10 protein-coding genes and 1 riboswitch are annotated in these 12,984 nt (G+C 75.7%); of the genes, 7 read left to right on the top strand and 3 right to left on the bottom strand.

Annotated elements, in window-relative coordinates; all coding sequences use genetic code 11:
* Window positions 1-1,203 carry an imidazolonepropionase gene (gene hutI, locus K330_RS0114940; RefSeq protein ID WP_022922621.1) on the top strand — a complete coding sequence of 401 codons (1,203 nt, stop codon included), beginning with the start codon at window positions 1-3 and terminating at the stop codon, window positions 1,201-1,203.
* Here the strand turns inward: hutI and K330_RS0114935 are convergent.
* A complete protein-coding gene (locus K330_RS0114935; RefSeq protein ID WP_022922620.1) occupies window positions 1,200-2,513 on the bottom strand; it encodes a glycosyltransferase in 1,314 nt (437 codons plus the stop codon). The genes hutI and K330_RS0114935 overlap by 4 nt on opposite strands.
* Window positions 2,510-4,405, bottom strand: coding sequence for a glycosyltransferase (locus tag K330_RS0114930; protein ID WP_022922619.1), 1,896 nt, complete (start codon window positions 4,403-4,405; stop codon window positions 2,510-2,512). Before K330_RS0114930 ends, K330_RS0114935 begins: the two co-directional genes overlap by 4 nt.
* A gap of 125 nt (window positions 4,406-4,530) precedes the next feature.
* On the opposite strand from K330_RS0114930, the gene K330_RS21620 reads away from it, so the two are divergent.
* The 6 genes from K330_RS21620 (at window position 4,531) to K330_RS0114900 (ending at window position 10,772) form a co-directional block, all read left to right on the top strand.
* The gene (locus tag K330_RS21620) at window positions 4,531-5,796 is read left to right on the top strand and encodes a sensor histidine kinase (protein ID WP_022922618.1); all 1,266 of its coding nucleotides are present in this window, start codon (window positions 4,531-4,533) and stop codon (window positions 5,794-5,796) included.
* On the top strand, window positions 5,793-6,494 hold the full coding sequence (locus K330_RS0114920; protein ID WP_022922617.1) for a response regulator transcription factor: 702 nt from the start codon (window positions 5,793-5,795) through the stop codon (window positions 6,492-6,494). Before K330_RS21620 ends, K330_RS0114920 begins: the two co-directional genes overlap by 4 nt.
* Before the next feature lie 23 nt (window positions 6,495-6,517).
* Window positions 6,518-6,586: riboswitch (guanidine-III (ykkC-III) riboswitch) on the top strand.
* A gap of 39 nt (window positions 6,587-6,625) precedes the next feature.
* Window positions 6,626-6,940 carry a DMT family transporter gene (locus K330_RS0114915; RefSeq protein ID WP_022922616.1) on the top strand — a complete coding sequence of 105 codons (315 nt, stop codon included), beginning with the start codon at window positions 6,626-6,628 and terminating at the stop codon, window positions 6,938-6,940.
* A 2-nt stretch (window positions 6,941-6,942) separates the two neighbouring features.
* Window positions 6,943-7,305, top strand: coding sequence for a DMT family transporter (locus K330_RS0114910; protein WP_022922615.1), 363 nt, complete (start codon window positions 6,943-6,945; stop codon window positions 7,303-7,305).
* Window positions 7,306-7,374: 69 nt separating this feature from the next.
* The gene (locus K330_RS0114905) at window positions 7,375-8,136 is read left to right on the top strand and encodes an ABC transporter ATP-binding protein (RefSeq protein ID WP_022922614.1); all 762 of its coding nucleotides are present in this window, start codon (window positions 7,375-7,377) and stop codon (window positions 8,134-8,136) included.
* A gap of 8 nt (window positions 8,137-8,144) precedes the next feature.
* Window positions 8,145-10,772: an FtsX-like permease family protein gene (locus K330_RS0114900; RefSeq protein ID WP_156875834.1), complete on the top strand. Its 2,628-nt coding sequence runs from the start codon at window positions 8,145-8,147 to the stop codon at window positions 10,770-10,772.
* 193 nt (window positions 10,773-10,965) lie between these two features.
* Here the strand turns inward: K330_RS0114900 and K330_RS0114895 are convergent, their stop codons facing one another.
* Window positions 10,966-12,942, bottom strand: coding sequence for a hypothetical protein (locus K330_RS0114895; protein ID WP_022922612.1), 1,977 nt, complete (start codon window positions 12,940-12,942; stop codon window positions 10,966-10,968).
* Window positions 12,943-12,984: the final 42 nt, after the last annotated feature.

The raw sequence follows: 12,984 nt of genomic DNA, 5'->3' as shown, positions 1-12,984 counted from the left end.
ATGAGCATGCTCATCACCGGCATCGCCGAGCTCGTCACCTGCGAGTCGACGACCGAGGGAGCCGTCGACGAACCCCTGCACGCCGGCCTGGGCGTCCTGCGCGACGCCGCGGTCGTCATCGGCGGAGGCGGGGAGGACAGCGCCCCGACCGTGGAGTGGGTGGGGCCGGCGGCCCAGGCGCCTGCGGCCGACTGGGCCATCGACCTGGAGGGCCGTTCGGTCGTGCCCGGCTTCGTCGACAGCCACAGCCACCTGGTCTTCGCCGGCGACCGCTCCGCGGAGTTCGCCGCCCGGATGTCGGGCACGCCCTACGACGGGGGCGGCATCGCGGTCACGGTCGAGGCGACCCGCGCGGCCACCGACGGCGAGCTGCGGGCCACCCTGCAGCACCGCGTCCAGGAGATGCGCGCGCAGGGCACGACGACGGTGGAGGTCAAGAGCGGCTACGGGCTGACCGTCGAGGACGAGGTCCGGGCGCTGCGGCTGGCCCGCGAGGTCACCCCCGAGGTGACCTACCTGGGTGCTCACGTGGTGCCCCCGGACCGGCGTGACCCCGCCGGGCGCGCGGCATACCTCGACCTCGTCTGCGGCGAGATGCTGCAGGCGTGCGCGCCGCACGCGCGGTGGGTCGACGTCTTCTGCGAGCCCGCGAGCCCGCACGCCTTCGACGGCCAGGAGTCGCGCCGGGTGCTGGAGGCGGGGCGTGACGCCGGCCTGGAGCTGCGCGTGCACGGCAACCAGCTGGGCGAGGGCCCGGGCGCGCAGCTCGCGGTCGAGCTCGGCGCCGCCAGCGTCGACCACTGCACCTACCTCACCGACGCCGACGTCGAGGCGCTCGCCGGCAGCGACACCGTGGCGACGCTGCTGCCCGGCGTGGAGTTCTCGACGCGCCAGCCCTACCCCGACGCGCGGCGGCTGCTCGACGCCGGTGCACGCGTGGCGATCGCCAGCGACTGCAACCCCGGCACCTGCTACTCCTCCTCGATGCCGCTGATGATCGCGCTCGCCGTCCGGGAGATGGGGATGACGCCCGCCGAGGCGCTGCGGGCGGCCACCGTCGGCGGCGCGCAGGCGTTGCGCCGCACCGACATCGGGCGGGTCGCCGTCGGCCTGCGCGCCGACCTCGCGCTCGTCGACGCGCCGAGCTGGCTGCACATCCCCTACCGCGTCGGGGTGCCGGTCGTGCGCGCGCTGGAGGTCTAGGCGGGTATGCCGTCGAGCAGCGCCGCGCGGGCGCGCTGCGGCCCGGGCCGGGTCGTGAGGTCGTGCGCCAGCCGGGCGAGCGCTGCGTCCCGCCCGGCGTCCGGCGTCAGGAGCCCGAGGACGGCCTCCCGCAGCTCCTCGGGCGGCGCGACGTTGGGGTCGCGGACGAGCCCGAGACCGGTGCGCTCGAGGGCGGCGGCGCCCGCGAACTGGTCGGTCGACAGCGGCAGGACGAGCAGGGGGACCCCGGCGGTCAGCGCCTCGGTCACGCTGTTGTTGCCGCCGTGGGTGACGGCCAGCCGGGCGGCGCGCAGCAGCGTGACCTGGGGCAGGACGGGGCGGACGAGCCAGTGCGGCGGGAGCGGTCCGAGGTCGGCGGGTGCGGTCGAGCCGGTCGCCAGGGCCACCCGCACGTCCAGGTCGCGCAGCGCCGCGGCGACGCGGGCGAGGACGTCGGAGCGGACCGACAGGAAGCTGCCCAGGCTGACGTAGACGACCGGTGCCTCCGAGGAGGCGAGCCAGCGCTCGACCTCGCTGTCCGGCGGCTCCTCGCGGACGGCCGAGCCGAGGAAGGCGTGCGGCCCGAGCCGGCCGGTCCGCCCCGGCTCGTGCAGCTCACCGGGGTAGTTGAGCAGCAGCACGTCACCGGTCTCGGCGAAGGCGTCCGGGCTGGCGGGGGCCCCGGGGTCGAGGGTGGTGAGCGCGGTGTTCCAGTCGGCGGTGAAGCGGTCGCGCACCTCCTCGCAGAGCGTCCGCAGCCCGGCCAGGTCCTCCTCCGGCGGTCGCATCGCGGCCGGCCAGGAGGGCGGCAGCCCGTAGACCTCGTCGTGCCCGACCACGAGCGCGGAGGGGTGGCCCAGCACCACGTCGGCGTGCCGGACGCCGGCGGCCCGCAGCGCCAGCCGCGCGCTGAAGGCCAGGTGGTCGACAAGCACGTGGTCGGGGTGGACCCGGCTGACGACCTCCTCCACCCGCCGCGCGGTGTCGATGGGGTCCCACAGCAGGTCGTCCCGGCGCGCCCGGGCCTGGAACGCCAGGGTGGCCACGGGGCCCCGGCGGGTGGCGGCGAAGAAGCCGCGCAGCGCGTCGTCCTCGCCGCGGGGCTGCTCCTCGGCGCGGATGACCCCGGGGTTGGACCCTCGCCCCAGCCGCAGGTCGACCCGCTCCATCCCAAAGCCGCGGACCAGCGCGTCGGTCGCCGGGCCCGTCGCCACCACCACCCGCTCGCCTGCGTCGCGCCAGGCCGTGGCCAGGGTGGCCAGCGGGAAGAGGTGGGAGGCGTAGTCGGGGGAGACGACGAGCAGGGTCATCGCGCGACCTCCCGGTAGACCCGCGCCAGCGCGCCGGCCATCGTCTCGATGCTGAACCGGTCGGCGACCACCTGCCGGGCGTGAGCCTCGCGAGCCGGGGCGTCGGGGGCGGCCGCCAGGTCGAGGGCGTCGGCGACGGCTCCGGCGAGCGCGACCGGGTCGGTGGTCTCCACGAGGACGCCGGTCCGCCCGTGCTCGACGTAGGTGGGCGGCCCGCCGTGGTCGGGGGCGACGACCACGAGCCCGGAGCCGAGCGCCTCGCACAGCGCGATGCCGAACTCCTCCTTGACGCTCGCGCAGACGTAGACGCCGCCGGGCGCGCTCAGGCCGGGCCGTCCGCGCCGCGCCGCCGACAGCCACACCGCCACCGTGGGGTTGCTGCGGTGCCCGGCGAGGAGGAAGCCACGGGCGGGACCGTCCTGGCGGGGGACCACGGCGTCGAGCAGGGCCAGCTGCTCGGCCTCGTCGGCGGTCGGGCGCGCCAGGTCGCCGCCGACCACGACGAGCGTGCAGCGGTCGGCCAGGTGCGGGTGGTCGGCCCAGGCCCGCGCCAGGGTGACCATGCCCTTGACCGGGTGCAGGCGGCCGACGCTGAGCACCAGGGGCAGGTCGCGGCGCTGCTGCGGCAGCGTGGCCAGGAGCTCGTCGAGCTCGCCAAGCGCGGCGGCGACCGGAGCGGTCGGGGCCGCGCCCGTCATCGCCAGCCCCACCTGCCGGTCGGCGTGCTCGAGGGCGTGGACGTCGATCCCCTCGGGGACGACGTGGACGGGCTCGTCCTCACGCAGGTGCAGCAGGGCCCGCAGGTCGCGCTGCAGGTCCGGGCGCGGGAAGACGACGAGCGCGTCGGCCTGCTGCCGCAGCGCCCGCAGCAGCCGCACCCGGAAGACGAGGTGCTCGCGCAGGTCGGCGTCCACGAGGCTCGCCCGGCTCAGCGTGCCCGCGGCCTCCCGGGAGGCGAGCAGCGCGTGCGGGTCGGGGGCCAGCGTCAGCACGAGGGGGATGCCCTGCTCCCGCGCGACCTGCGCCGCGGCCCAGGAGCCGACGTCGGCCATGCGGACGTGCAGCACGTCGACGGGTGCGCCGGCCGCCAGTGCCGCCCGGACGCCGGACAGCGCCGCGGCCCGCAGGCCCCAGCTGCGGCTGGCCGGCGGGGCCGGGTGCGGGACCGGGATGCCGGGGTAGTGGTGCCCCGGCGCGCGCAGGGCCTCGGCGCTGCACGGCTCCTGCTCCCCGGGCTCGTGCTGCCCGGCCTCGTGCTCCCCGGACGGCTGCGCGGCGCGCGAGAGCGTCAGGACCCGCTCGACCCCCGGCTCGTGCAGCAGCGCGTCGCCCAGCCGCACCAGCAGCGTGGCGATGCCCCCGGTGTCGCCCTGGCCGGCGTGGCTCAGGGAGCCGTCGATCTCACCGTGCAGGAAGAGCTGGGCGACGGTCAGCCCGTCCCGGGTGGTCGAGCGCCGACGGGGCGGGCGGGCCGCGTCCCAGCCGTCCAGCGTCGCCTCGGCCAGGACGCCGGCAAAGCCGCCCCCGGCCACGACGCGCCGCAGCGGGTCGACCGCGGCCGGCAGGCGGGGACCGGCGGCCAGGGCCCAGGCAGCGTGCTCGCGCAGGTGCGCACGTCGTGGCTCCGCCTGGTCGTCGGAGCCCTCCAGCAGGTCGAGCAGGAGGGCCGAGGCGACCGCGCCGCCGACGGCCCCGGCCGCGTGCACGGCGGCGAGCACCACGAGCGGGTCGTCCGGGTCCGCGATGCCGGCCGCCAGGGCGGCCCGGGCGTCCGTTCCCTCGGTGCGGGCCGCCGACGCGACCTCGTCGAAGGCGTCGAGCGCGTCGAGGACGGTGGGGGCGCCGCGGACCCGGCCCAGGGCGGTGGCCGTCTGCGGGCTCGCGGCGGTCATGGCGTGACGCTACCTGCGCGCGCCAATGCGGTCGCGTCATACCGGTCACGTCATACCCCGGTCGCACCCGGCACGAGACCACGGTCCGACGCCGGGCGCCCGACCCGCCCGTAGGCTCGACGGCGATGAGAGAGCTGCGCGACCTGGCCCGTGACGTCCGCCGCCACCCGTGGGCGCCCGACGTCCTGCTCGTCGGTGCGCTGCTGCTGTGGGTGGTCATCACCTGGACGGGCGCGGGTGCCGGCCACTTCGTGCTCGGGGTCGTCCAGGTGCTGCCGCTGCTGTGGCGACGCCGCGAGCCCCTGGTCGCCGCGGCGGCCGTCGCGCTGGTCTGCCTGGTGCAGGTGGCGGTCACCGACGAGCCGCACCCGGCCAACGTCGCCGTGCCGATCGCGGTCTACAGCGCCGCGGCGTTCGGCACGCGCCGCCAGTCGTTCACGGTCATGTTCCTCGGGCTGGCGGGTGCGCTGGTCGCGGCGTTCGACTGGCGGCTGCGGTTCCAGCCGGTGAGCCAGCAGCTGGTCGTCATCGCCTTCCAGGCCTTCTTCCTGGGGATGTTCGTCCTCGTCGCCTGGGTCCTCGGCGACGTGGTGCGCCGGCGCAAGGCCGTCGTGGCCCGCCTCGAGCAGCAGAACGCCGCGCTCGCCCGTGACCAGGCCCAGCGGGCACGCCTCACCGCCCAGTCCGAGCGCGCCTCGATCGCGCGGGAGATGCACGACGTCGTCGCGCACTCGCTCGCGGTCGTCGTCGTGCAGGCGGACGGGGCCCTGTATGCCGCTCGCCGGGCGCTGTCGGAGCCGCCGGCGATCGGGGCGGACCGGGCGGCGCTGGAGCGGGCGGCCCAGACCCTGGAGACGCTGGCCGACACGGCGCGCACCTCGCTGGCTGACACGCGCCGGCTCGTCGGTGTGCTCCGCGACGAGGACTCCGACGTCGAGCTCGCGCCGCTGCAGGGCCTGGCCCACCTCGAGGACCTGGTCCAGCGGGTCCGCGACTCCGGGGTGCCGGTGCACCTGGCCGTGCGCGGACGGCTCGATGACCTGGCCAAGGAGGTTGACCTCGCCGCCTACCGTGTCGTGCAGGAGGCGCTGACCAACGTGATGAAGCACGCCGGGCCGCACGCGTCCGCCGACGTCGACCTGCTGCGCACCCCGGCGGTGCTGCTGGTGCGGGTGAGCGACGACGGGGGCCGCGACGACCACCGGCCGCCCCACCGCGGCGACGGCGCCGGCAACGGCCTGGTCGGCATGACCGAGCGCGTGGAGGTCCTCGACGGCACCGTCCACGCCGGCCCGCGCTCGCGCGGCGGCTGGGAGGTCGTGGCCACGATCCCGACCGGGCGGCACGACGGCATACCCTCGTCCTCATCCGAGCAGAAGGAGTCCGCGTGACCGGCGACGCGCCCGTGCGGCTGTTCCTCGTCGACGACCAGGAGCTGGTGCGCGCCGGCTTCCGGATGGTGCTGGACGCCCAGCCGGACATGACGGTCGTGGGGGAGGCCGGCGACGGGCTCGCCGGCGTCGAGGGCGTGGCCGCGACCCGGCCCGACGTCGTGCTCATGGACATCCGGATGCCACGGCTCGACGGCGTCGAGGCCACCCGGCGCATCTCGGAGACGCCGGACCCGCCGAAGGTGCTGGTGCTGACCACCTTCGACCTCGACGAGTACGTCTTCGCCGCCCTGCGCGCCGGCGCGGCGGGCTTCCTGCTCAAGGACGCCGGTCCGGCCGAGCTGCTCGCCGCCATCCACGCCGTGCACGCCGGGGACGCGGCGATGGCGCCGTCGACCACCCGGCGGATGCTGGAGCGCTTCGTGCCGCAGCTGCCCGACGCCGACCTGGAGCTGGCCCGGGCCGCGGAGCGCCGCGCCGCCACCGCCCGTCTCGCGCCGCTGACCGAGCGCGAGCGCGAGGTGCTCGAGGCGGTCGGTCGCGGGCTGACCAACGCCGAGATCGCCGCCGAGCTCTACCTGGCCGAGGCCACGGTCAAGACCCACATCGGCCGCGTCCTGCACAAGCTCGACCTGCGCGACCGCGTGCAGATGGTGATCACGGCCTACGAGACCGGGCTGGCCGGTCGACCCGGCTGAGGGGCGTTGCTAGGCTTTCAGGTGACGGGCGCGAGTTGCCACGCCCGTCCCGGACGAGGGTTCAGTACCCGGTGACGACAAGACTGGCCGACCATCTCGATCGTTGACCACCTCGTCAAGGAGTACCCCTCATGGACTGGGTCCTGCTCATCGGCTCCGGCGTGCTGGAGGCCGTCTGGGCCACCGCGCTCGGCGCCTCCGACGGCCTGCGCCGCCGGCGTCCCACCGTCGTCTTCCTCGTCGCCACCGTGCTGTCGGTGTGGGGCCTGGCCGTGGCGATGCAGACCATCCCGACCGGTACGGCCTACGCCGTGTGGACCGCCACCGGCGCCAGCCTCACCGTCGTCTGGGCGATGGCGCGCGGCACCGAGCCCGCCTCGCTCGTGCGGGTGCTGCTGCTGCTCGGCATCGTCAGCTGCGTCGTCGGCCTGAAGGTGGTGTCCTGACGATGGCGTGGGTGATCCTGCTGGTCAGCGCGGTGCTCGAGGCGGTCTGGGCCACCGCGCTGGGGCAGTCGGAGGGGCTGACGCGGCCGGTCCCGACCGCGGTGTTCGTCGTCTTCTCCGTGCTGTCCCTGGTCGGGCTCGGCCGGGCGATGCGCACCATCCCCACCGGCACGGCGTATGCGGTGTGGACCGGTGCGGGTGCCCTCCTCACCGTGCTGTGGGCGGCGGTCACGGGCACCGAGCCGCTCACGCCGCTCAAGGCGCTCTTCCTCGTCGGGATCATCGGCTGCGTCGTCGGGCTCAAGCTCAGCACTCCGGACGAGGCGCCCGGGCGCGCCGAGCCGGCACGTCATACCCCGGTATGAGGTGACGGTCCCGGGGTCGGGACCGGCGGCTGACGAGGCGTGCGGCCGCCCGCACCTAGCGTCGCCACCATGACGACGACCGACGTGCAACGAGCTGCTGCGACCGCCCTGGCCGCCAGCGCCATCGACCTGACCAAGACCTACGGTGCGGGGGAGACCGCCGTCCGTGCGCTCGACGGGGTCTCCGTGGGCGTCGAGGCGCAGCGGTTCACCGCGATCATGGGCCCCAGCGGGTCCGGCAAGTCCACGCTGATGCACCTGCTGGCCGGCCTCGACACCCCCACCTCGGGAAGGGTCTTCCTCGGCGACACCGAGCTGACCTCCCTGTCGGACCGGCAGCTGACGACGCTGCGGCGGCGGGCGGTCGGGTTCGTCTTCCAGGCGTTCAACCTGCTGCCGACGCTGACGGCGCGGCAGAACATCCGGCTGCCGCTCGACCTGGCCGGCCGCGGGGTCGACCCGGGGTGGGAGCGGTCGGTCGTGGAGGGCCTCGGCCTGGCCGAGCGGCTCGGGCACCGCCCGGGTGAGCTGTCCGGCGGGCAGCAGCAGCGGGTCGCACTGGCGCGGGCGCTGGTGACCCGCCCGGAGGTGATCTTCGCCGACGAGCCGACCGGGGCGCTGGACTCCACGACCGGTGCCGAGGTGCTGGCGCTGCTGCGCCGCTCGGTCGACGAGTGGGGCCAGACGGTGGTCATGGTGACGCACGACGCCACCGCGGCGGCCGTGGCCGACCGGGTGGTGCTGCTCGCGGACGGGCAGGTCGCCGGCGACATCGTCGAGCCGGACGCCGACGACGTGCTCGAGGCCGTGCGCACCCTCGGGAGGGCGTGATGGCGCGCGTGACGAGCAGGTGGACGACGAACGGGTGGATGACGGCCGGCCTGGCCTCCCGCGGGCGGCGCCTGCTGTCGGCGGCCGTGGCGATCGTCATCGGGGTGGCCTTCCTGACCGCCAGCCTGGTGGTGCTGGCCACCGCCAAGGCGGGGGTCGAGCAGTCCGTCGCCGCCGGGATCCAGGACGCTGACCTCGTGGTCTCCCTGGAGGGGGACTCTGTCCCCGCGGCGGCCTACGACGCGGTCGCGGCCCTGGACGGGGTGGGGTCCGTGCGCGGCGAGGGTTACGTCAGCGGCGAGCGCGGCCCGCGCGACTGGGTCTACGGGGGACCGCTGCCGGTGAGCGGCGTGACGCTGCTGAGCGGGCAGATGCCCGCCGCCGACGGGGAGGTGCTGATCTCGACCGCCCTCGCCGACGAGGGGCTGGCGCCGGGCGAGGAGCTCGAGCTCGCGGTGCCGACCGGTGCCGAGGAGGCACGGTCGACGTCGCTGACGGTCAGCGGCGTGGCCGACTTCGGCGGGGCCGACATAATGCTCAGCTACGGCCCGACCTTCGCGGCCTCCGACGCGACGCTGCGCGAGATCGACCCCGACCTGACCTACCAGCTGCTGGCGGTGGAGCTCTCGGGCGCGGACGACGCCGCTGCCCGCGAGGCGCTCACGGCGGCGGTGCGCGAGGCCGCGACGGGAGGCCGTGAGGACGCGGCGGAGCCGCTGGTGCTCGTGCAGACCGGGGCCGAGGCGGCCGAGGAGCGGGTCGCCTCCCTGACCGGCGACACTGCGGTGTTCGCGGCGATCCTCCTGGGTTTCGGCGCCGTGGCGCTGCTCACCGCCGCCATCGTCATCGCCAACACCTTCACGATCACGCTGGCCCAGCGCACCGCGGAGCTGGCCCTGCTGCGCTGCGTCGGCGCGACCCGCGGCCAGGTCCGGTGCCAGGTCGTCCTCGAGGCGGTCGTGCTCGGGGTCGTGGCCTCGGTCGTCGGGGTCGGCGTCGGGACCGGTGTGGGTGCCGGTCTGCTGGCCCTCGGGCGGCGGGTCGACCTGGGCATCCCGCTCGAGGTGGGTCTGCAGGTCGGGGCGCTCAGCCTGGCGGTGCCCGTCGTGGTGGGGACGCTGGTCACCGTGCTGGCCAGCCTGTGGCCGGCCGTGCGCGCCACCCGCGTCTCGCCGCTGGCCGCGCTCCGTCCGGCCGGGCCGGCGGCCGACCGGCGCCGGGTGGGCTGGGTCCGGCTGGGCGTCGCGGTGCTGCTCGTCGGCGCCGGTGCGGCGGCCATGGTCTACGCCGCGACCGAGCGGGAGATCCTGGCCGGGATCGCCGGCGGTGTCGTGTCCTTCGCCGGTGTCCTGGTCGCGGCCGTGGTCATCGTGCCCGCGGCGGTCCATGGCCTGGGCCTGGCGGCCCGTGTCGCCGGGGTGCCGGGACGGCTGGCCGTCGACAACGCGGTCCGCAACCCCGGACGCGCCGCCGCCACCAGTGCCGCCCTTCTCGTCGGCGTCACCCTCATCACGATGACCTCGGTCGGCGCGGCGACCGGGCAGCGAACCGCCCTGGGCGAGATCGACCGCGCCTACGCCGTGGACTTCCTGCTGACCACCGACGGTGAGAGCCGCCCAGGGGCTGACGCCGGTGCCGGGGCGGACTCGGGCGACGGAGCGGGCTCGGGTGCCGCGGCGGACGGGGATGACCTGGACACGGCTGCCCTGGCCGAGTCGGGCCCGCTGCCCGTCGCCCTGGAGCCGTCCGTGCCCGACACCCTCGCCGCGGTCGACGGGATCGCGGCGGTGACGCCCGTGGACACCGCATACGTGGTGCTCGGTGAGAGCTGGGGAGGCACCCGCGCGGTCGGCCTGGACCCGGCGACCGCCGGCGACACGATGCGCAGCGAGACCCTCGTCGCCAGCGTCGGACCGGACACGGTCGGGCTGAGCAACTTGGGCATGGTGATGCTCGAGGTGGAGCCGGGCGACACCCTGCCCGTCACCGGTGCCGCGGGTGCGCGGGACCTGACGGTCATCGAGCTGGGTCTGGGCTCGAGCGTGGTGCTGCACGAGGACACGCTGGCCGACCTCGCCGGCGACGACGTCCGAACCGGAGGCGCCCTGCTGCGCCTGGCCGACGACGCCGAAGTGGCTGCGGTCATGTCCGACGTGAACGACGTCGCCGACGACCACGGGCTCCTCGCCGAGGGCGCAGCGGTCGAGCGGGCGGTCGTCGTGCAGGTCCTCGACATCCTGGTGATGGTCACCACGGCCCTGCTGGGCGCGGCGGTCGTCATCGCGGTGGTCGGGATCGCCAACACGCTGTCGCTGTCGGTCGTCGAGAGGCACCGCGAGCACGCGCTGCTGCGCGGGCTGGGCCTCACCCGCGGCCAGATGCGCGGGATGCTGCTGACCGAGGGGGTGCTCCTCGCGCTGGTCAGTGCCGTACTGGGGCTGCTGCTCGGTCTCGGGTACGCGGTGCTCGGCATCCAGACGCTGCTGCCCGCCGACACGACGGTGCAGCTGGCCGTGCCGTGGGCCAGGGTCGGGATCATCGTCGGTCTCGCGCTCGTCGCCGGGGTGCTGGCCAGCGTGCTGCCGGCCCGGCGCGCGACCCGGGTCAGCCCGGCCGAGGGACTGGCCGCCGCCTGACAGAGCTCGGGCGGCCGGGGAGGGACACCCGGCCGCCCGCCTCGGGCGCCGCCGCGCGGGACACGCGGCGGAAGTGCCCCTGCCGGCCTGGACGGGACACCAGGTCGGCCCCGCCGCCCGGTCACCTCGAGAGGGGTGGCCGGGCGGTGCGCGTCCGGTGAGGCCTTGGGGCGCGCGTCGTGGGCGGGGACGCTCACGCCGGACCACCGTCGTCCGCGCCGCCGTCGGCACCATGACCGTCCTGCGGCTCCTCGTCGAGCAGGTCGTCCAGCGTGGGGTGGCTGGGGGAGGGGCCGTCGTAGGTGGTGCCGCTCCGCCCGGTCCAGTCCAGCCGGATCCCGTCGTCGGGCCGGCCTCCCCGACGTGCTGCCGGGCGAGCGGCGAGGGCGGCGTAGACCAGCCGGCCGGCCAGGTCCCGGCGGGCCTCGAGGTCGTCGGGGTGGCGCTGCCGCAGGTAGGTCCGGTAGTCGTGCACCCGCGTCGTCGTCACCTGGCCGAGCACGGAGGTGAACGTCACGTCGCGCCGGTCGTTGATCGCGGCGTGCCACGCCCCGTCCGTCTTGAACTGGTGCGGACGCTTGGCCAGCAGCGCCAGGTTGGTCTCGCTCGTCGGCCCGCCGGCCCAGCCGTAGGGGGTGACGTGGTCGAGCTCGCCGGCGTGCGCGCCGAGCCGGGACCCGGGAGCCCGGCTGAAGACGTCGGCCGCGACGACCTGCCGTCGCATGTCGGTGTCCGGGCGGTAGGTCGAGATGGTGCGTTCGACGAGACGGCCGTCGAGGGGGTCGACCACGAGCCGGTGCAGCGTCGTGCCCGGGAAGAGCGCCAGCTCACGGGCGTGCCCGTCGGTGATGAAGAAGGGGTGCGGACCCAGCACCTCGGCGACGCGGCCCCGGCCGCGCCGGTGGGGTTGTGGCGGCTGGGCAGGCTCCGGCGATGGTCGGGGACCTGGCGGTCTCAGGTGCGGTGGTTCCGGGTGTGGTGGGGCTGACGAGGGGTCTGGGAGCGGTGGATCCTCCGCTGTTCCTCGTCCGCAGCTGCCGCAGAGGGGAAAGCCACCGGCGAGAGTGCTGTAGGGGACGACGACCTGCAGCTGGACCAGGGGCAGGGCGTTGACCACCCGGGCGATGTGCGCCAGCTCCTCGGGAGCGAGGATCTCGTCGACCAGGCCCTCATGCTCTGTCGAGGTCGTGGTGGAGCTACCAGTGTCATGGACGTCGTCACCCGGCGTCGGGGCAGCGTCGTGCTCAGCGTCGTCTCCTTCGCCATCGCCCGCGCCTTCGCCAGCGCCATCGCCGACCCCGGGCAGGGTGACCGTGCCGTAGAGCAGGGTGGCGCCGGCGACGTCGACCCGGAGCTGGTCGAGGGTGCGGGGGTCACCGGCCTTGCGCAGCGTCCGGGCCGCCCGGTCCATGCGCTGGTTGACCGCGACCATCGTGGCCGCGGGCCCGGTCACCCGCAGGGTGGCGGTGCCGTCGTCGTGCACCTTGAGGGTCAGGCGGCGGCGGGCGTAGGCCTTGGCGCGGCGGTCGCGTTCGTCGTCGGGATCGGTCGACCGGCACGCCGTGACCTCGCCGTCGAGGGCCGCGCCGAACCGGGCATGGCCCCAGGGCAGGTGGTGCAGGCCTCCGTCGGGGTCGAGCCGGTCCTCGTGCGCCAGGGCGGGGTCGTCGCCGAAGAGGGCCAGGGCGACCAGCAGGCGCTGCTCGTCGCTCAGCCCGGTCGTCCTCTCGAAGAACGCCCGCACCAGCGCCCAGGACGCCTCTCCGGAGCGCAGCGCGCGGTCGACGACGCGCCGCACGTCCCCCGGGGCGGTCGCGGCGTTGACCATGACCCTGGCCTCGGTCACCCCGAGCCCGATCGCCAGCTGGAGCTCGCCGACGGCCAGATTGCGCGCCTCCTGGGCGACGGAGGCGGACTGCGTCCGGCCCAGCTCGACACCGACGAGACCACGGCGGTCGAGCACGGAGTCACGGACCGCGTCGACCACGTCGGCCGTGGCCCGCAGGAGGTCGGCGTCCTGCACCGACCGCTTCGCACCGGCGGCACGCATGCGCAGCACCGACGGGTGCACCTCACCCTCCCCGGCCCGGCGCTCGTCCCGGAGGGCGCGGCGGGCGGCAAGATCGACCACCGGGGCCTCGTCCTCGTGGTCCTGCGGTTCGACGGTCATCGTGCACCTCCCTCCTGCGCTGCTGCCTCCATCCCATCGACC

Origin of the sequence: Ornithinimicrobium pekingense DSM 21552, assembly GCF_000421185.1 — a bacterium.
GTDB lineage: Bacteria > Actinomycetota > Actinomycetes > Actinomycetales > Dermatophilaceae > Ornithinicoccus > Ornithinicoccus pekingensis.
Note: the sequence above shows the minus strand (reverse complement) of the source record. Positions and strands in the feature narration are given on the sequence as shown.